This window comes from Roseateles sp. DAIF2, from assembly GCF_015624425.1.
Lineage (GTDB): Bacteria > Pseudomonadota > Gammaproteobacteria > Burkholderiales > Burkholderiaceae_C > Kinneretia.
In genome coordinates this window covers 4974503-4992767 of the sequence record NZ_CP049919.1, presented here as the reverse complement: position 1 = coordinate 4992767, position 18265 = coordinate 4974503, and the positions used below count along the sequence as shown (strand labels likewise).

The 18265-nt window shown below is 71.2% G+C and carries 12 protein-coding genes; 4 read left to right on the top strand and 8 right to left on the bottom strand.

What is annotated here, in order from left to right; translation table 11 throughout:
* The first annotated feature begins 27 nt into the window (after positions 1–27).
* The 3 genes from yihA to G8A07_RS23005 all read left to right on the top strand — a co-directional run bounded on the left by yihA (position 28) and on the right by G8A07_RS23005 (position 2844).
* On the top strand, positions 28–762 hold the full coding sequence (gene yihA, locus G8A07_RS23015; RefSeq protein WP_195794265.1) for a ribosome biogenesis GTP-binding protein YihA/YsxC: 735 nt from the start codon (positions 28–30) through the stop codon (positions 760–762).
* A gap of 52 nt (positions 763–814) precedes the next feature.
* Positions 815–1702, top strand: coding sequence for an alpha/beta fold hydrolase (locus G8A07_RS23010; protein ID WP_195794264.1), 888 nt, complete (start codon positions 815–817; stop codon positions 1700–1702).
* Positions 1703–1770: 68 nt separating this feature from the next.
* Positions 1771–2844, top strand: a complete 1074-nt coding sequence (locus G8A07_RS23005) for a PQQ-binding-like beta-propeller repeat protein (protein ID WP_249937382.1) — start codon at positions 1771–1773, stop codon at positions 2842–2844.
* 10 nt (positions 2845–2854) lie between these two features.
* Here the strand turns inward: G8A07_RS23005 and G8A07_RS23000 are convergent, their stop codons facing one another.
* From G8A07_RS23000 to groES, 4 genes are all read right to left on the bottom strand, one after another.
* Complete coding sequence (locus G8A07_RS23000; RefSeq protein WP_195794262.1) at positions 2855–5098, bottom strand: patatin-like phospholipase family protein; 2244 nt, start codon at positions 5096–5098, stop codon at positions 2855–2857.
* The gene (locus G8A07_RS22995) at positions 5098–7101 is read right to left on the bottom strand and encodes a DUF1631 family protein (protein ID WP_195794261.1); all 2004 of its coding nucleotides are present in this window, start codon (positions 7099–7101) and stop codon (positions 5098–5100) included. Before G8A07_RS22995 ends, G8A07_RS23000 begins: the two co-directional genes overlap by 1 nt.
* Positions 7102–7218: 117 nt before the next feature.
* Positions 7219–8865, bottom strand: coding sequence for a chaperonin GroEL (gene groL / locus G8A07_RS22990; protein WP_195794260.1), 1647 nt, complete (start codon positions 8863–8865; stop codon positions 7219–7221).
* Positions 8866–9053: 188 nt separating this feature from the next.
* On the bottom strand, positions 9054–9344 hold the full coding sequence (groES, locus tag G8A07_RS22985) for a co-chaperone GroES (RefSeq protein ID WP_195794259.1): 291 nt from the start codon (positions 9342–9344) through the stop codon (positions 9054–9056).
* A gap of 376 nt (positions 9345–9720) precedes the next feature.
* Here groES and G8A07_RS22980 point away from each other — a divergent pair, with 376 nt between their 5' ends.
* Positions 9721–11376, top strand: coding sequence for a TonB C-terminal domain-containing protein (locus G8A07_RS22980; RefSeq protein WP_195794258.1), 1656 nt, complete (start codon positions 9721–9723; stop codon positions 11374–11376).
* Here the strand turns inward: G8A07_RS22980 and G8A07_RS22975 are convergent.
* The 4 genes from G8A07_RS22975 to G8A07_RS22960 form a co-directional block, all read right to left on the bottom strand.
* A complete protein-coding gene (locus G8A07_RS22975) occupies positions 11357–12727 on the bottom strand; it encodes a sulfatase-like hydrolase/transferase (protein WP_195794257.1) in 1371 nt (456 codons plus the stop codon). The two genes, G8A07_RS22980 and G8A07_RS22975, sit on opposite strands and share 20 nt — an antisense overlap.
* Positions 12727–13803, bottom strand: coding sequence for an ABC transporter substrate-binding protein (locus tag G8A07_RS22970; protein WP_195794256.1), 1077 nt, complete (start codon positions 13801–13803; stop codon positions 12727–12729). The genes G8A07_RS22975 and G8A07_RS22970 overlap by 1 nt, the downstream gene beginning before the upstream one ends.
* A gap of 135 nt (positions 13804–13938) precedes the next feature.
* Complete coding sequence (locus tag G8A07_RS22965) at positions 13939–15483, bottom strand: thioredoxin fold domain-containing protein (RefSeq protein ID WP_195794255.1); 1545 nt, start codon at positions 15481–15483, stop codon at positions 13939–13941.
* 22 nt (positions 15484–15505) lie between these two features.
* Positions 15506–18142, bottom strand: coding sequence for a TonB-dependent receptor (locus G8A07_RS22960; RefSeq protein ID WP_195794254.1), 2637 nt, complete (start codon positions 18140–18142; stop codon positions 15506–15508).
* Positions 18143–18265 lie beyond the last annotated feature (123 nt).

The window sequence follows — 18265 nt, the reverse complement described above, 5'->3', positions numbered from 1 at the left end:
AATGGCGAATTAACAAGCCCTCCCGAGATGAACCCCGACACCACCACCCCGCCCAGCGCCGCCCCCGGCGCGCCCGATGAAAAGATGGTGTTGGCTTGGACCCACACCGCCCGCTTTCTCACCACGGCCAGCCAGTTGGTCCACCTACCGCCCACCGAGCTGCCGGAAATCGCCTTCGTCGGCCGCTCGAATGCGGGCAAGTCGACCGCGATCAATACGCTGGCCCAGCAAAAGCGTTTGGCTTTCGCCTCCAAGACGCCTGGGCGAACACAGCACATCAATCTGTTCGAGCTTGGCCCCAAGGATGCGCCGGACGCCCTGTTCGCCGACCTGCCGGGTTACGGCTATGCCGCGGTGGCGCGCAGCGCCAAGCTGCGCTGGCAGAAGGTGATGGCCGACTACCTGGAGGTGCGCCGCAGCCTGTCCGGCGTGGTGCTGATGGTTGATTCGCGCCTGGGCCTGACCGACCTGGACAAGCAGCTGCTGGACTTCGTCGCACCGCGCATCAGCAACGGCGAGGTCAAGCTGCTGGTGGTGCTGACCAAGGCCGACAAGCTGAACCGCAAGGAGGCGAACGCCGCGCTGGCCGCCTGCCAGGAGTTCCTGGGCGGCCTGGCGACCGAGGAGTCCGAGGTCGCGGTGACCCTGTTCTCGGCGCTGAAGAAGCAGGGCGTGGGCGATGTCGCGCAGATCCTGCATGAATGGGCCCATGCGGCACCCGCGGCCGGCGAGGACGAGACTCCCGCCCTGTCGCCGGCTTGACAGGGGCGCGGCCCCGGCGCGGTCGATACTCGCCGCGCAACGGGAGCCCGCGATGTGCGTCGAGACCTTCGAGCTGAGCCTGCCGCATGGCATCACCCTGTCCTGCCGCGCCTGCGGCCCCGGCGATGCGCCGCGACTGATCCTGCTGCACGGCTTCCCCGAAGGCGCCTTCGTCTGGGACGAGCTGATGCAGCGGCTGGCGCCGCGTTGGCGCTGCATCGCGCCGAACCTGCGCGGCTACGAGCGCAGCAGCCGGCCCGAGGCGGTCGAGGCCTACCGGGCCAAGCATCTGATGGCCGACATCCGCGCCCTGATCGAGGCGACCGGCGGCGCGCCGGTCGCCGCGCTGGTGGCGCATGACTGGGGCGGGGCGGTGGCCTGGAACCTGGCCGCGCAGGCGCCGCAGCTGATGCAACGCCTGGTCATCATCAACTCGCCGCATCCCGGCACCTTCCTGCGCGAGCTGCAGCAGAACCCGGCGCAGCGCGAGGCCAGCGCCTACATGAACTTCCTGTGCCGCCCGGACGCCGCGGCCCTGCTGGCGGCGGACGACTATGCGCGGCTGTGGCCCTTCCTGAGCGCGAAGGGCGGCGGCGACAGCGCCTGGTTGGATGAGCCGCTGCGCCGGCGCTACCGCGAGCTCTGGGACCAGGGCCTGGAGGGCGCGCTGAACTACTACCGCGCCTCGCCGATGCGCCCGCCGACGCCCGAGGATCCCGGCGCGATGGCGCTGAGCTTCGCGCCCGGCTTCGCCAGCGTGGCGCTGCCGACCCTGGTGATCTGGGGTATAGGAGATCTTGCGCTTCCCCCCTCTATGCTGGAAGGGCTGGATCGTTATGTGCCGCAGCTGCGTGTCGAGCGGGTGGCCGACGCCGGCCATTGGATCGTGCACCAACGGCCCGCGCGGATCGCCGGGCTGATCGGGGAGTTCCTGGCCTGAGGCCGCCGCCCCGGCGCATCGATCCCGACCCCCACAACATGGAGACGAACGGGATGCGCCGGACCTTGATGCTTGTTTCTGCCTGGGCCTGCTTCGCGGCCACCGCCGCGCTGGCCGAACCGGGTGCGCTGCTGCGCAGCGTGTCCTCCGGCGCGCCGGTGCGCGGCGCGGTGGCGGCCCTGCCCGCCGGCGGCTGGTGCGCCGGCAATCTGAACGGCGAGCTGTTCTGCGCCGATGCCGCCGGCAAGCGGCGCGCGCTGGCCTATGCCGACGGGCCGGTGTTGAACGCGCCGCTGGCCATGGGCGAGCGGCTGCTGGTGGCCAGCACGCGCTCGGTCCAGGCCTTCGCGCTGGCCGATGGCAAGCCGCTGTGGCGGCTGGCGCTGCCGCCGCGGCCGGATGGCCCGCTGTGGGACGGCTATATGCCGGACCCGCTGGCGCTGGACGGCGAGGAGCTGTTGGTGGCCCATGGGCGCGAGCTGCTGCGCCTGCGCGCCGCCGATGGCCGGCCGCGCTGGCGCGTCACCCTGGAGGCGGCGGTGATGGCCAGCCCGCAGCGCGATGGCGGGGATCTGCTGCTGGCCGATGTGCAGGGCCGGCTGCTGCGCATCGATGCGGCCAGCGGTGCCACCCGCGCGCGCTGGAACCTGGCGCAGGGCCTGATCCAGGGCGCGCCGGCGCTGCGCGACGGGCGCATCTGGGTCGGCGGCCGCGATGCGCGGGTGCGCGCCTTTGACGGTAATGGCGGTGCGGCGGCGCCGACGCCGCGCTGGGAGGCCAGCCATGGCGGCAACTGGATCATGGCCGGGCCGCTTCTGGTCGGCGAGCAGCTGGTGGTGGCCGAGTCGGACGGCTTCCTGATCCAGGCCTACCGCGCCGACAGCGGCGAGAAGCTGTGGCACATGGGCCTGGGCCAGAACGTATACCAGGCGCCGGCGCTGGACGGCGACCGGCTGCTGGTGGCCAGCGGCCGCGCCTACCAGGCCGACGCGCAGGGCCTGGTGACGGCGCTGGGCCCGCGCGGCGAGCTGCTGTGGCAGCGCGGCCTGCCGGCCAATGCCTTCGGCCGCCCGCTGGTGCTGGGCCGGCGCCTGGTGGTGGGCACCGAGAACGGCCAGGTGCACGAGCTGGCGCTGGATTGATGATGAGGGATCAGGGCCGGCCGATGAACAGGTAGATCGCGCTGCCGCCGCGCGGCGCATGGCCCAGCGCCAGGTAGAGCGGGCCCAGGCCGGTGTCGGCACCGACGAAGACGCTCATCGCATGGCGCAGGTCGCTGCCGCGCACATCGCGCCGGTTGTCCCAGGCGTTGCCGATCTCCAGCGAGCCGCCGATGAAGAGGCCGCGCGTCAGCACCGGCGTCTCCTTCAGGCGCTGGTAGTAGCCCATGCGGGCGAACACCAGGGTGTTGCCGCTGAGCTGGCCCGGCTGGTAGCCCGACAGCTGCTGAAAGCCGCCCAGCGAGTAGGGGCCCTGGGCCGAGTCCTCCGGCTGCTTGGCATCGAACAGGCGCAGATGCGCGTTCAGGGTATGGGTGCCCCAGCTGTGCACGCCGGTGGCCTGCAACTCGTAGCGGCGCGCATGGACCTTGCGTTCGCTGGGGTCGGTCTGGCGGCCCACCACGGCTTCCGCCACGACACGGTAGCCGCGCTGCGGGAAGTTGGCGAAGTCCAGCTGGTCGACCACGGCCTTCAGACGCAGCGCGCTCTCATGCCAGGTGCGGCCGAAGATGCCGGACGGCGCCTCGATGCTGAGCACCTGCGGGCTGAGGCGCCAGGCCTGCTGGAAGACGCCCAGCCGCACCTCACCCCATTGGCCCCAGGGCTGACCCAGGTCGATGCCGAGGGTCGCGCCGCTGCGGCTCAGGCGTGCGGCCATGCCTCTGCGTTCGTCGTTGTCCTGGTAAAGCGGGATGCTGCGGCGCTCCAGCTCGCCCCAGCCGGACAGGAACCAGTCATTGGAATGCCCGATGCGAAAGCTCAACGGCTGGTAGAGCTCGCTGTACAGGCGCGAGGTCTGGCCCAGGCTCAGCTGGTTGCGCCATTCGGTGCCGGTCGAGGTCAGCCAGTGGCGGTTGTGGCTGATGCGCAGACTGAAGCTGCTCTCGCCGGCGAAGTCGGTGCTGAGGTCCAGTCCGATGCGGAAGTAGTTCGGCCCCCAGGGCTTGTCCTCCATCGCGAACACCAGGGTGTCGCCCGCGGCGCGGCGCTCCAGGTGGTAGTCCACCCGCTCATAGTCGCCGGAGGAGGTCAGCAGGCGCGCGTCGCGTTCGGCCCGCGCCGGGTCGAAGGCCTGGCCGGGCCGGCTTTCCAGCTGGTTGGCCAGGCGCTCCGGATGGGTCAGCGTGCTGCCCTCGAAGCTGACCGCGGCCAGCCGCGTCGCGCCGTCGCGCTGCGGGTCGGCGGGTATGCGGGCGGCGCGCCAGGCGGCATAGGCCTCGGGGCTCAGCGCCAGCGGGCGCAGCTTCTCGACCATCGCCTCGGCGGCGCGCTCGCCCTGCTGGATCAGCTCGCGGCTTTTGTCGAAATCGGCCGAGCTGAGCCGGCCCAGCTCGGGCGTGATCAGCACATCGTCGTCCCACAGGCTGGCCAGCGAACGCTGCACGTTCTGTTCGGTCAGGATGTTGATCATCTGCGCGGTGACGCCCACCAGGGAGCTGAGCGTCTCGCGGCCGGCCAGCGGCGTGCCGACATTGACCGCGATCAGGCGCTGCGCGCCCAGCGAGCGCGCGACGTCGACCGGCAGGTTGTTGACCAGGCCGCCGTCGCCCAGGATGCGGCCCTGCCACTCGACCGGCGCGAACAGGCCCGGCACGCTCATGCTGGAGCGCAGCGCCAGCGCCAGGTCGCCCTGGCCCAGCACCAGCTGCTGGCCCGACTCCATGTCGGTGGTGATCGCACGAAACGGCGTCGGCAGGCGGTCGAAGTCATGCTGCTCGCGCACCGGCAGGGTGTAGCGGCGCAAGAGGATCTCCAGGCCGCGGCTCGAGAGCGTGCTCTGCGGCGCGCGGAACTCGCCGTCGCGCATGCCCAGCTCCATCACCGCGGAGAACTCGAAGTCCTCCTCCTTGCGGCGCTGCGAGAGCTGCTGGCGCTCGACCCGGCTGGCGAACACGCGGTCCCAGGCCAGCGGCAGCAGCTCGCGCTCCAGCTGGGCCGCACTCATGCCGCTGGCATAGAGCCCGCCGATGATCGCGCCCATCGAGGTGCCGGCGATCATGTCGACCGGGATGCGCTCGCGCTCCAGCACCTTCAGCACGCCGACATGGGCGATGCCGCGCGCGCCGCCGCCGGACAGCACCAGGCCCAGGCGCGGGCGGGCATCGGTGGCCGGCGCGGTCTGTGCCGCGGCAAGCAGGGGCAGCAGGACGACGAGGGTGGCGAGGCAGCGCCGCATCAGTGCGGCTCGCCCAGGTCCTGCATCAGCGCCGCCATCGCGTGCTGAACCACGTCGTATTCCTCTTCAAGGGTGGTGATCAGGCCATGGCTCAGCAGATGCTCAAGCGCACCGCGGGTCAGGGAATGGCGCTCGTCGGCATCCTGGCCGACGAACAGGAAATACTGGCGGCCCTCGCTGAGCCAGGCCAACTGCGCGGTCAGCCATTGGCTCTGCACGAACAGGTGATACCAGCGCCCGATTGCCAGCTCCTCGATCCAGGCGCCCAGCGCCTGCCGCGAGTCGGTCGCGTCCGGGGCATAGAGCGTGACCGGCACCGTGGGCAGGCGGCTGCGATCGACCTCGTCATGGGCCCAGCGCGAGCGGCCCTGCTGCGATTCGCGCTCATCGAGCAGGGCGCGCAGCCGCGCCTCGGGATCGAGCGGCGGCACGACGGTCTGTTCCTCGGACGGGACCGGCCCGGTCGGGCCCAGCAGCAGGCGGCCATGCAGGCGCATCAAATCGTCCAGCATCGCCTGGCGGCGCGCCTCGGGCAGCGCGATGCTCGCGCAGCCGGCTTCCAGGCGGCGCACCAGCGCCGGCAGCGAGGCGCGCAGTGCGCGCCGCTGCGCCTCGTCCTGCAGCGGCCGCAGGCTGGCCAGCAGCGCATCGACCAGCTCGATCTCGGCCTGGGCCTGGGGCGCGTCGCGGCCATGCTCGACCATGGCCTGGACGATCACGCGGGTCCAGTCCTCGCGAAGGAACTCGCGCAGCGGCTTGGTGGTCAGCGCCTCATGGGCCTCGCCCAGCTGGGCGCGCACCTGCTCGCGCAGCACGCGCAGCCAGTCGCCGCGCTGCTGTTCGCGCTCCAGGCCGGCCAGCCGGGCCGAGCTGCGCTCGCTGCCCTGGCCCGCCTGCGCGCTGATGAAGGCTTCGACCTGGGTCAGCAGCGACTCGAACTGCGCCACGCCCGGCTGCGGCTGCGACACCAGGGCCGCGACGCGGCCGTCCATGAAGCGCAGGAAGTCGAGCAGGCGCGGGTCGTCCGCATGCTCGAAGGCAGCGCCATGGTTGCCGACGCGGTTCAGCAGCTGCCAGGTCGGATGGTCCTGGCGGCGCAGCAGGCTCAGGTCGGTGGCGGCCAGGCGCGCCACCGCGACCTGCAGCCGCCCCAGCAGGGCCTTGACCGGCGGCACCAGGCGCGGGTCGGCCAGGATGCGGTCGTACAGACGCGACAGCAGGTCGCGCCCGACGCCGCCGGTGGCCGGGCCGAGGTCCTGGGGCCGCGAATTGTTGTAGGCGTCAACGCGGCGCGCCAGCCCGTCCAGGGTGGCCGGCTCGGTATGGGCCGGGGCCAGGTCCACATAGGCGCTGCTGACATGGCGCAGGCGCTCGCGCTCGCGGCTGTGCTCGGGCTGGCCGCGGCTGGTGATCAGCGGGGTCAGCTGGGCGGCACGCAGCTGGGCGCACATCTCGGCGTAGAGATCGCTCAGGCCGCGTGCCAGCGGCGGCGCGGCGGCGCGCATCAGGGTGTAGTGGCCCTCGGCATCGAGCGGCACCTGGTCCAGCGTGCGCTGCAGGGCCTGGGCGAAGACGGCGGGGCGCAGCGGGTTGTCGTCCTTGCGCGCGCGGGCGGTGCCGCGCAGCGCGGCGAAGAAGTTGCCCAGGTGGTAGAGGTCGTTGCGGCTCTGGTCCTCGATCGCCTGGATCACATGGGCCAGGGCCACGTCGTGCAGGGCCTGGCGCTCGTCGACCAGGCTCAGCTCGTCCAGGCCGCGCGCCGTGCGGCGCTGCAGCGGATCGTCGCCGCGCGCGCCGGCCGCCAGCAGCGGGGTCAGGGCTTGCTCGAAGCGCTCGACGAAGCGCAGGCGCTGGCGTTGCCAGGGTTCGACCAGCAGGCGGTACTGGGTGCTGCCGTTCAGCGCGTCATGGATCTCGTCCTGCAGCCGGCGCGCGAGCGTTGGCACAAGGGCCAGGGCATCGGTGACGAGGGACTGCTGGGTAAGGGCTGGAAGCGAGGACATGGACACGGGCGTACCGGATGATGGGGACATTATGGGCCGGTCGCGCCATGAAAAAAGGGGCCGCATCGCTGCGGCCCCTCGTTCGAGCGTGAGTCGCGGGGACTCAGGCGTCGGACATTACATGTCCATGCCCATGCCGCCCATGCCGCCCATGCCGCCGGGCATGCCGCCGGCCGGTGCGTCGTCCTTGGGGGACTCGGCGACCATGGCTTCGGTGGTCAGCATCAGCGAGGCGACCGAAGCGGCGTTCTGCAGCGCGGTGCGGGTGACCTTGGTGGGATCCAGGATGCCCATCTCGATCATGTCGCCGTAGGTGTCGTTGGCGGCATTGAAGCCGTAGTTGCCCTTGCCGGCCAGCACGGCGTTGACGACGACCGAAGCCTCGCCACCGGCGTTGTAGACGATCTCGCGCAGCGGGGCTTCGATGGCCTTCAGGACCAGCTTGATGCCGGCATCCTGGTCGGCGTTGTCGCCCTTGATCTCGCCAGCGGCTTGCTTGGCGCGCAGCAGGGCCACGCCGCCGCCGGCGACGATGCCTTCTTCAACGGCGGCACGGGTGGCGTGCAGCGCGTCTTCCACGCGGGCCTTCTTTTCCTTCATCTCGACTTCGGTGGCGGCGCCAACCTTGATCACGGCAACACCGCCGGCCAGCTTGGCCACGCGCTCTTGCAGCTTCTCACGGTCGTAGTCGCTGGTGGCTTCCTCGATCTGGATGCGCACTTGCTTGACGCGTGCCTCGATGTCGGCAGCGGCGCCCGAGCCGTCGATGATGGTGGTGTTTTCCTTGCCCACTTCGACGCGCTTGGCCTGGCCCAGGTCGGCCAGCGTGACCTTCTCCAGCGACAGGCCCACTTCCTCGGCGATCACCTTGCCGCCGGTCAGGATGGCGATGTCTTCCAGCATGGCCTTGCGACGGTCGCCGAAGCCCGGAGCCTTGACGGCCACGACCTTCAGGATGCCGCGGATGGTGTTGACCACCAGGGTCGCCAGCGCTTCGCCTTCGACTTCCTCGGCGATGATCAGCAGCGGGCGGCCGGCCTTGGCGACGGCTTCCAGCGTCGGCAGCAGGTCACGGATGTTGGACACCTTCTTGTCGTACAGCAGCACGAAGGGGTTGTCCAGGATCGCGGATTGCTTTTCCGGGTTGTTGATGAAGTAGGGCGACAGGTAGCCGCGGTCGAACTGCATGCCTTCGACGACGTCCAGCTCGTTGTTCAGGCTCTTGCCGTCTTCGACGGTGATGACGCCTTCCTTGCCCACCTTGTCCATCGCCGAGGCGATGATTTCGCCGACGTCGGCGTCGGAGTTGGCCGAGATCGTGCCGACCTGGGCGATTTCCTTCGAGGTGGTGGTGGCCTTCGAGGCCTTCTTCAGCTCGGCGACCAGGGCGGTGACCGCCTTGTCGATGCCGCGCTTCAGGTCCATCGGGTTCATGCCGGCGGCCACGTACTTCATGCCTTCGCGCACGATGGCCTGGGCCAGCACGGTGGCGGTGGTGGTGCCGTCACCGGCGTTGTCCGAGGTCTTGGAAGCGACTTCCTTGACCATCTGGGCGCCCATGTTCTGCAGCTTGTCCTTCAGCTCGATTTCCTTGGCGACCGACACACCGTCCTTGGTGACGGTGGGGGCGCCGAACGAGCGCTCCAGCACCACGTTGCGGCCCTTGGGACCCAGCGTGACCTTGACCGCGTTGGCCAGGATGTTCACGCCTTCAACCATGCGGGCACGGGCTTCGCCGCCGAAGACTACGTCTTTTGCTGCCATGTTCAATTCTCCGAATTCAGTTTGATGGGGTGTTGCCCGCTTTCCCGGACCACGCGATGGTGGTTGCCAAGGAAAGCGTAGCGAGCGGTTGCCGGGCTAGGCGGACGGAGCGCAGGGACCGGAACGACCTTCCTGGTCGTGAGGATCCCGAGCACCGCCCAACGACGCCGGGCAGCCGCGCAGTAGCTTTACTTGGCGACCACGGCGAACAGGTCTTCTTCGCGCATCACCAGCAGTTCGTCGCCGTCGACCTTGACGGTCTGGCCGCTGTACTTGCCGAACAGCACGCGGTCGCCAACGGCCACGTTCAGGGCCACGAACTCGCCCTTGTCATTGCGCTTGCCGGGACCCACGGCCAGCACTTCGCCCTGGTCGGGCTTCTCTGCGGCGTTGTCGGGGATGACGATGCCGGAAGCGGTCTTGGTTTCTTGTTCCAGGCGCTTAACGATCACGCGATCGTGCAGAGGACGCAGTTTCATCACATCTCCTTGAGATTTCTCGGTGCTAGTTGGAATGGGTCGCCATGTGAAAGGCACCCATTCACATGCAGGACGTTTACCCGGCGGCCAGGGCCACCGGCTGAGTCGTTAGCACTCGGGCTTGGTGAGTGCTAGCAGATGATTATAAGGACGACTTACGGGCTTTCAAGAGGGGGAAGGTTCGGCCCGGCCGTTCCGGCTCCGCAGCATCCCGGGGGCAAGGCGTCGGGCGAAGCAGGGAGAATCGGCGCCCGGGGCTCTACTATCTACTTGCTTGGGACGGATCGATGGGCGGAGGACGGCGAGGTCGGATTCAGAAAAATCAGGCGCGAGGTATCCGCCCGGGTCGCGCGGCGCCGCGCCCGAAGCCGCGTCGATGAGCAAGCCCCCGCAACCCGGCCGCCCGTCGACCACCCTGCTGGGACCATCACCGGCCTCAACCTCGACCTCCGGCCGGCGCCGGCGGGACCGTCGGCGGCAAGCGAACGCGCTGCTGCTCTCCCTGCTGGTCCATGCCCTGCTGCTGAGCCTGAGCTTTGGCGGCCAGGGCGTGGGCCTGCCGGGGTTTGAGCTGCCCTGGCGCGAGCGCCGTGCCGAGGCGCCCGAGCCGCTGCGAGTCGTGCTGGCGCCGCCCAGGGGGGCTGCTCCGCCGCAGGCGCCGGTAGCGCCGAGCACCGAACCGGCCACGTCCCCGGCTGCGGCGCCAGTGCCGGCTACTCAGACGGTGGTGATGCTTGCGCCGCAGGTGGCCCGGCCGGCGGAGCTTGTGATCGAACCCGAGCCGGTGCCGGCGGAAATGTCGGCGGCAGCCGTCGAGCCCTCGAGCGTGGCGCAAGCGCCAGCGCTGCCCGCGCCGGTCGTCGTGGCCTTGACCCCGTCCGAGAGCGTGACGTGGAGCGTGCCGGCCATGCCCGAGCTGCCGGCCTCCAGCCCGACGGCCGCGCTGCAACGCGCGATGCAGGAGGTGGAGGTGCAGCGGCTGGAGCGGGAACGCCTGGCCGAGGTCGCCAGACTGGCGGCATTGGAGGAGGAACAGCGACGTCGAGAGGCGCGGGAGGATGCCATCCGCCGTGAGGCGGCTGTAGCAGCCGCTGCGAAGGCGGAAGCGGAGGCAGCGCGGCTGGCGGCCGAGCGCGAGGAGCTCGAACGGCGGCAACGGCAACTGGCTACTGCGGCCCGGGAAGAGGATGCGCGACGACAGCAGCAGGCCGCGGCGATGGCGGCTTTGCGCGAGGCCGAGGAGCGTCAGCGTGCCGCCGAGCTGCTGCAGAAGCAGCAGGCGCAGGCCGCTGCGGCAGCCGAGGCCGCGGCGCAGCGGCGGGCACGCGAGGAGGCGGAGTCCGCGCGTGCGGAGGAAGCGGCCAGGGCCGAGGCGGCCCGGCAGGCGGCAGCCAGGGAAGCCGCCGCAGCGGAACGCCAGGCCGCCGAGCGCAGGTTTCAGCAACAGCAGCAGCAAGAGGCCGAGCGCGCGGCCGCAGCAGCTGCCGTCACCAACGCCGCGCAAGCCGCCAAGGCGGCCGCAGCCGCCGAAGCCGCCGCCGCGGCCGAGCGGCGCGAGGCCCGGCTGCGCGAGATCGGCAAGCAGCTGGACGAGGAGGCGGCGCGGCGCGATGCCGCCGCGCGCCAGACAGCGCAGCCCTCGTCAGCCTCCTCGCTGCCGCTGTCGGTCGGCAGCGCGCGGCGCGGCCGGCTGTTCGGGCGCAGCGATCCGAATGCCGAGCTGGCGCTTTATGGCGAGGCGATGAGCCGCAAGATCCAGCTGAACATGGCGACGACGATGGATCTGGCCCGCGACGCCGTCAGGCAGCCGCACCAGGATCCGGTCGTCACGGTGGCGGTGCGCAGTGACGGCTCGGTGGAGTCGATCAGCTTCGTGCGCTCCAGCGGCGTGCCGGCCGTCGACGAGGCGGTGCGCCGCATCGTGCACAGCCAGGCGCCATATCAGGCCTTCTCGCCGGCGCTGGCGCGCGAGTACGACGTGGTCGAGATCCGCCGCAGCTGGCATTTCGACATCACGGTCCGTTTGTACTGACCGGCCGCGGCGCCAGCTCCTGCGGGCGGTAGCGGTCCGCCTGCACCGCCGGGCTCAGGCCATGGGTGAAGACCTCGGCGCCGATCGGCAGCATGTCGGCGTCCCAGTCCAGCCAGTCTTGGCGCAGGCGTTCGAACAGGGCCGGCTCGCGGGTCTTCAGGTTGGCGCGTTCGCGCGGGTCGGCCTCGAGGTCGAACAGGAACTCCTGCTCGTTGATCTTCAGGTATTTCCAGCGCCCCTCGCGCAGCGCGCGCTGGCCATGGGCCTTGTAGCGCCAGAACAGGCGTCGCTCGCGCGCCGGCGCCGCGCCGTCCAGCAGCGGCAGCAGGTTCTCGCCATCGCTCGGGTAGTCCGGATGCGGCTCGAGGCCGGCGGCGGCCAGCAGGGTCGGCAGCCAGTCCATCGTCGCGATCACCTGCTCGCTGACCTGCGCTGGCGCGAGGCGCGCCGGCCAGCGCAGCAGGGTCGGCACGCGCAGGCCGCCCTCCAGCAGCTCGGTCTTCTGGCCGGTGAAGGGCCAGGTCTTGCTGAAGCGTTCGCCGCCGTTGTCGCTGCTGAAGACGACCAGGGTGTTGTCCGCCAGGCCCTGCGCGGCCAGGGTGGCCAGCACCTGGCCGACCGCGCGGTCCAGCGCCTGCACCATGCGGCCATAGGTGGCCTGGGTGCCGCCGTCGTAGTGGAACAGGCTGGTCAATTGCTTCGACACCGCCTCGTCCTGGGGCCCCTCCCAGGGCCAGTGCGGCGCGGTGAAGTGCAGCGACAGGAAGAAGGGCGCCGCGCGGCGCGCCGGGTCGCCCAGATAGGCCTCGGCCTCGTCTGCCAGGATCTGGGTGTAGTAGCCGACCCGCTCGACGGGCAGCTCGCCCTCGTAGAGGTCGCGCGGCACCTGGGCGCCGACGCCCGGCTTGTGGGTGAAGTAGTCGATCACGCCGCCGTAGTTGCCGAAGAAGCGCTGGTAGCCGCTCTTCAGCGGGCCGAACTCCGGCAGCGGGCCCAGATGCCATTTGCCGATCAGCGCGGTGTCGTAGCCGGCATCGCGCAGCAGCGAGGGCAGGGTGGGATGTTCGGGCGGCAAGCCGATCGGCCCACGCGGGCCGGTGGCGGTCGGGATCGGCTCCTCCAGCCCGCCGGGCAGGCGGTACTGGTAGCGCCCGGTCATCAACGCGAAGCGGGTGGCCGAGCAGACCGCCGAATTGGCATAGGCCTGGGTGAAGCGCAGCCCGCCGGCGGCCAGCTGGTCCAGGTGCGGGGTCGCGTAGTCCTGCTGGCCGTAGACGCCGAGGTCGGCCCAGCCGAGATCGTCGGCCAGGATGAAAAGGATGTTGGGGCGGGCCTGCTGGCTCATCGGCATCAAACCTTGGCGGCGAGCTTGCCGTCCTTGTCGGTCGGCTGCCAGTAGCCCTCCAGCTTCAGCTGGCGCAAGGCCTCGTTGACGAAGCGCGGCTCCAGCCAGGCCTCGACATCAAAGCCCTGCTTGATCAGGCCCAGGCGCTGCGCATCGGCCACCACGCCCTTGTAGGCGGCGCGGGTGAAGTCGTCGAACAGCGGCGAGTTGCGCTGGCGCAGTGGCGTGCCCTCGTACTCGGCGCGGAACACGGTGGCCGGCGTGCCGCTGGCCTGCTGCCAGAGCTGGATCAGCGCCTCGCGATTCGCCTCGTCCGAGGCCCAGTGCGAGGCGCGCAGGATCGCGGCCACCAGGCGGGTGGTGTGGGCCGGGTACCTGCCGGTGAACTCCTCGGTGGCCAGCACCGAGCTCTGGATCGTGTAGGCCGGGCCCTTGCCGCGGGTGTTGACCGGCAGCGCGACGCCCTTGTCGGCCAGCAGGTTCAGGTCGGTGCCGCCGAAGGTGGCGTCGATGTCCTTGTTGACCACCGCGGCCTTGGAGGCCGGCCAGTCCAGGTTCAGCAGCTTGACGTCCTTCTCCGTCAGGCCGGCGTCGGCCAGGAACTGGTCGAAGGGCCGCTGGTAGGCCGTGCCCTTCAGCACCGAGACCTTGCGGCCCTTCAGGTCGGCGAAGCTCTTGATGTCCGAGCCCGGCGCCACCGCCAGATAGCTGTTGCTGCCGCGCACCAGCGGCAGGATCAGCCGGGTGTTGAGCCCGCGCGCGCGGCCGATCACCGAGGCCAGGTCGCCCAGGTAGACCACGTCCAGCTGCCGGGCGGCCAGCGCCTCGTTGATCGCCGGGCCGGCGCCGCGGAACAGGGTCCACTCGACCTTGATGCCGTCCTTCTTGAACTCCTCCTCGATCAGGCCGCGTACCTTGGCCACCGCCAACGGCGTGGCGCCGGGAAAGGTCTGCTTGCCGCTGGCGCCCTGCTCGGGCGCGGCGATGCGGATCACCTCGGGCGCGGGGGCGTTGGCTGCGGCGGGCAGGGTGGAGGCCAGCGCGGAGCCGGCGGCCAGGGTCAGGAGATGGCGGCGTTGCATGGTGAGGATGAAGCGTTCTGCTTGAAGGAAAGAAGAAGACCCGCCCCATGCTAGGCAAGCCCCGACCCCGGCGCCAATGCGCAGAGCGACTAAGCTTGTGCGCGCCGCGCCTGAGGGGCGCGGCGGCGGCGGCGCTCAGGCCTTGGGCTTGAGCAGCGCGGCGCAGGCCTTGCGCTGGCCCTCGTCATCGGCCGGCAGGCCGGCGCAGAGCTTGGCGCTGCGCTGGCGCAGGCGCTTCAGCGCGGGGCCCTGGTTCCAGGCCAGCAGCTCGTCGCTGGCGCGCTGCAGCGAGCGGGCGCTGCGGCCATGGAAGGCGCCGCGGTCCTTGGCGGCCTCGTCCAGCAGCTGCAGCGCGGTGCGCTCGATGCGCGCGCCGTCCTGCGGGCTCAGCTGCACCAGCTCGCTCAGGTAGCTGGCGCCCCATTGCAGGCGCGTCGCCGGCCCCTGGCTCTTCGCGAAGGCCTGGCCATGCCAGTCCAGCGCCTGCTGCTTCAGCCCCTGGGCGCGCGCATTGCCGCCCAGATGGCTCATCAGGTAGTAGCTGTCCGGGCTGCGCGCCAGATTGGCCTTCAGCAGCGCGTCGCTGTCCGACCACAGGCCGGCGCGGCCCAGCACATGGGCGGCCCAGTTGATCACCGACTGGCGCTCGTAGCCGTCGCTGATCTCGCGGTCCTGCTGGGCGGTGAAGGCGCGCGCCTCCTGCAGCAGCGGCTCGGGCAGGCCGGGCCGGACGCTGTCCGCCGGCTGGTCCAACCGGGCCAGCTCGACCCGCGCCAGCAGCGCGCCCAGCCGGTCCACCCGCGCCAGGCCGGCGTCGGCCTGCAGGCGCCGCAGCGCCGGCTCGTAGGCGGCCAGCAGCGCGTCGCGCGCCTCGCCCGGCTTGGGCGCCAGCGCCCGCACGATGCGCGCCGCGCCGAAGGCCAGCACGTCCAGCTGCTCGCGGCTGGCCTGGGCGGAGGCCAGCTGCTGCAGCACCAGGGCCTGGCCGGCCGCGCCCGCGGGCAAGGCCTGACCCTCCTGGCTGTTGCTCAGCGCCTTCAGGCGCAGGCGCAGCGCGGCCTCGGGCGCGACGGGTTCGGCCGCCTGGGCCAGCTGGCCCAGCAGCGCGGCGCGCTCCTTCGGCGCCACCGTGCCATCGTCTGACTCCCAGGCATAGAAGCCCAGCATGCGCCACTCGTTGGCGTTCAGCGCGCGGCCGGCGCGGGCGTCGGCCAGCACCGCGCCGAAGCCGCGGCCGTTGGCCAGGCCCAGCTGCAGCAGCTCGACGACCTGGGCGCCGTCCACCTCGCCGGGCAGGCGGGTGATCTCCTCGCCGGCCGGGTTCAGGAGGATCAGGGTCGGATAGCCGCGCACCTTGAAGCGCGCGCCCAGGCGCTGGGCGCCGGGCAGGTCGCCGTCCAGATTGACCGGCACGACCGCGCGGGTCTGGGTGATGAAGTCCTGGCGCTTGAACAGCGTGGCCTTGAGCTGGTTGCAGGGCGGGCACCAGGACGCGCCCCAGTACAGCAGCACCGGCTTGTTCTGCTTGCCGGCCTGGGCCAGCGCGCGCTCGATGTCGGCGTCGCTACGGGCGGCGATCCAGGCGATGCCCTGGGGCTGGGGCTGGGTTGGGGCCGCGGCGGCGCTCTGGCCCAGCAGCAGGCCGGCGAGCAGGGCGCCGGCGATCACGGAAGTTTTCATGGGTGGAGTCCTTGCGATGGAATCAGAACAGCAGCTGGGCGCCGACGCGCGCGAAGCGGCCGCGCAGATGGGCCTGGCTGGTGTTGAAGCCGACCAGGGTGGAGGCGTCGAAGGGCGGGTCGCGGTCCAGCAGGTTCTGCAGCGAGGCGCTGAGCCGCAGGTCGGGCCTCAGCTGCCAGCCGCCATGCAGGTCGACGGTGGTCCAGCTGCCGACCTCGCGCTGCGCCGCGTTGCGGGTCTGGCGGAAGCCGCCGACGCTGGCCAGCTGGGCGCGCAGATGCCAGTCCTGGCCCTGCCATTGCGCCCACAGCGAGCCCTTGTTGCGCGGCAGCGCCGCGACCATGTTGCTGCCGGCCAGGTTGTCGCCATAGGGGCCGTCGACGCCGGCGCTGCGCTTGTAGGAGGCCAGATGGCCCCAGTCCGCGCCGAGCTTGAGCTCGCCCAGGCCGTCCAGGCGCAGCAGATGCTGGGCGCCCAGGTCCACGCCCTGCACCGCGACGCGGCCCTGGTTCACGTACTGCGAGATCACGGTCAGCAGATTGCCCTGCTGGCTGCGCAGGATCTTGCCGGCCACGGCGCTCTGGCCCTCCTGGGCCAGGATGTCGTCCAGCGAATCCTGGCCGACGACATGGCGCTGCTCGACGCGGTAGGCGTCCAGGCTCAGCTGGCTGCCGGGCCGCGGCGCGAACACCAGGCCCAGGTTGTAGCTCTTGGAGGTCTCGGCGCGCAGCTGCGGATTGCCGGCATAGACCACGGCGATGGTGGCGTAGTCCTGGGTCTTGGGATCGCGCACCACGCTGAAGCTGGTGGCGCCGGACTGGGCGTTCTCCGGCAGGGTCGGCGCGCGGAAGCCCGCGGCATAGCTGCCGCGCAGCAGCCAGCGCGCATCGGGCTGCCAGCGCAGCGAGAGCTTGGGCGAGAAGCGGCCGCCGAAGTCGCTGTAATGATCCTGGCGCCCGGCCAGGCCCAGCTCCAGGCTCTTCGTCAGCGGCAGGCTCAGCTCGCCGAACAGCGCGCCGACCTCGCGCTGGCCGTCCACCGCGGTCGTGCCCTGGGCCGAGACCAGGCCGGCGGCCAGCACCGCATCGGGCCGCTCCTGCATGCGCTCGCGCCGCAGGTCCACGCCGGCCGCGAAGCCGATCGGGCCGGCCGGCGCCTGCCAGGGCAGCTCGCCGCTGATGCGTGCGTCCAGGGTCTGCAGGCTCGAGCTGGCCTCGCGCTTGGGGTTCAGGCGCAGGCGCGATTGCAGCGCCGCGCTGTTGGCGGGCTTGTCGAAGTCGTAGCTGCCGTCCCGGATCACGGTCACCAGCTCCTGCCAGTTGACCCGGTTGTACTGGGTGTTGTCGATGCGGTTGCGCGCGGTGCCCAGCGCCAGCTCCCAGTCATAGGGCGCGGCCGCTCCGCCGAAGCTGCCCTTGAGGCCGGCCAGCAGGCGGTGGCTGTCGCTGACGATGGTCTGGTTCTGCGGGCCCAGCTCGCGGAAGCTGTAGCGCAGCACGGTAGCGGCCTGCGGCTGCGGATTCAGGCGGTGCCCCACCGGCAGCTTGACGTCCTCCCAGCGCACGCCGCCGCCGACCGGGTCGAAGCGCGGCGTCTCGTCGAAGAAGGTCGAGGGCGGGAAGGTCTGGCGCGTGTCGGTGTGCGACAGGTGCAGCTCGGCAAAGGCCTCCAGTGCGCCCGGCAGCTGCAGGCTGGCGCGGGCGAAGCCGTTGGCGCGGCGCGCCTCGGGGCTCAACTGGAAATAGGGCGCGAGGTTGATGCCGCAGACCGTGCCGCGGGTGGCCGGGTTCAGGAGCGCCGCGTCGACGCGCTCGGCCGGGTCGCAGCCGGGCAGCGCGCGGCGCTCGCCCTGCGGCAGGCTCAGGGTGCCGCCGCCGGTCTCGCGCTTCAGGGTGCCGCCGGGGTAGGCGCGGAAATCCATCGCGCGCGTGAAGTCGCGCTCGCTGGCCAGCACGCCCTGGCGCTGGAACAGGTCCAGGCTGGCCAGCAGGGCCAGACCCTTGTCGGCGCTGGCCAGGCTGCCGGTCAGGCTGGCATTGGTCTCGCGGCCGCCGCCCTCGGTGGCCTGGCCGACGCTCAGGTTCAGCTCGCGCTGCTTCACCTCGCGCCGCGTGATGATGTTGATCACGCCGGCGATCGCATCCGAGCCGTAGAGCGCCGAGGCGCCGTCCTTCAGCACATCGACCCGCTCGACCGCGGAGGTCGGGATGCTGTTCAGGTCGACGAAGCTGTCCTGCAGGTTCTGCGCGAAGCCGTAGACCGGCAGGCGGCGGCCGTTCAGCAGCACCAGGGTGTTCTTCTGGCCCAGGCCGCGCAGGCCCACGCCGGCCGCGCCGGGCGCCCAGCTGCTGGTCAGGGTCTCGTCATTGCTGTTGCCGGGATTGGCGCTGAGGCGGCGCAGCAGCTCGGCCAGGGTGGCGCTGCCGGAGCGCTCGATGTCCTCGCGGCTGATCGTCGTGATCGGCGCGACGCTCTCGGCCTCCAGGCGCTTGATGCGCGAGCCGGTCAGCTCGACGCGCTGCAGGCTGGTGGAGGCACCGCTCTCGTTAGCCTGGGCGGGCAGCGCGAACCCGGCCAGCAGGCCGAGCACGGCCCAGGTGGTGGGTCGCGGGGGACAGGACGGGAAGGTGGACGCCTGGCGGCGATGGACGGTGGGCAAGATGGGCGCTCCCTTGTGAGGCGGATTCATGGACGGGGCCCGGCCGCGCGCTCATGGCGAGCGGCCGGGGCGATGGCGTCCGTGAATGTAGGAAGCGGCCGGGTTTTTCCTAAGCGCCCATAT

Bases quoted from the DNA above. Each gene is read 5' to 3' on its own strand.
- G8A07_RS22980 (WP_195794258.1), top strand. From the start codon at position 9,721: ATGAGCAAGCCCCCGCAACCCGGCCGCCCGTCGACCACCCTGCTGGGA.
- G8A07_RS23010 (WP_195794264.1), top strand. From the start codon at position 815: ATGTGCGTCGAGACCTTCGAGCTGAGCCTGCCGCATGGCATCACCCTG.
- G8A07_RS23000 (WP_195794262.1), bottom strand. From the start codon at position 5,098: ATGCGGCGCTGCCTCGCCACCCTCGTCGTCCTGCTGCCCCTGCTTGCC.
- G8A07_RS22975 (WP_195794257.1), bottom strand. From the start codon at position 12,727: ATGCCGATGAGCCAGCAGGCCCGCCCCAACATCCTTTTCATCCTGGCC.
- G8A07_RS22995 (WP_195794261.1), bottom strand. From the start codon at position 7,101: ATGTCCTCGCTTCCAGCCCTTACCCAGCAGTCCCTCGTCACCGATGCC.
- groES (WP_195794259.1), bottom strand. From the start codon at position 9,344: ATGAAACTGCGTCCTCTGCACGATCGCGTGATCGTTAAGCGCCTGGAA.
- yihA (WP_195794265.1), top strand. From the start codon at position 28: ATGAACCCCGACACCACCACCCCGCCCAGCGCCGCCCCCGGCGCGCCC.
- G8A07_RS22965 (WP_195794255.1), bottom strand. From the start codon at position 15,483: ATGAAAACTTCCGTGATCGCCGGCGCCCTGCTCGCCGGCCTGCTGCTG.
- G8A07_RS22970 (WP_195794256.1), bottom strand. From the start codon at position 13,803: ATGCAACGCCGCCATCTCCTGACCCTGGCCGCCGGCTCCGCGCTGGCC.
- groL (WP_195794260.1), bottom strand. From the start codon at position 8,865: ATGGCAGCAAAAGACGTAGTCTTCGGCGGCGAAGCCCGTGCCCGCATG.
- G8A07_RS23005 (WP_249937382.1), top strand. From the start codon at position 1,771: ATGCTTGTTTCTGCCTGGGCCTGCTTCGCGGCCACCGCCGCGCTGGCC.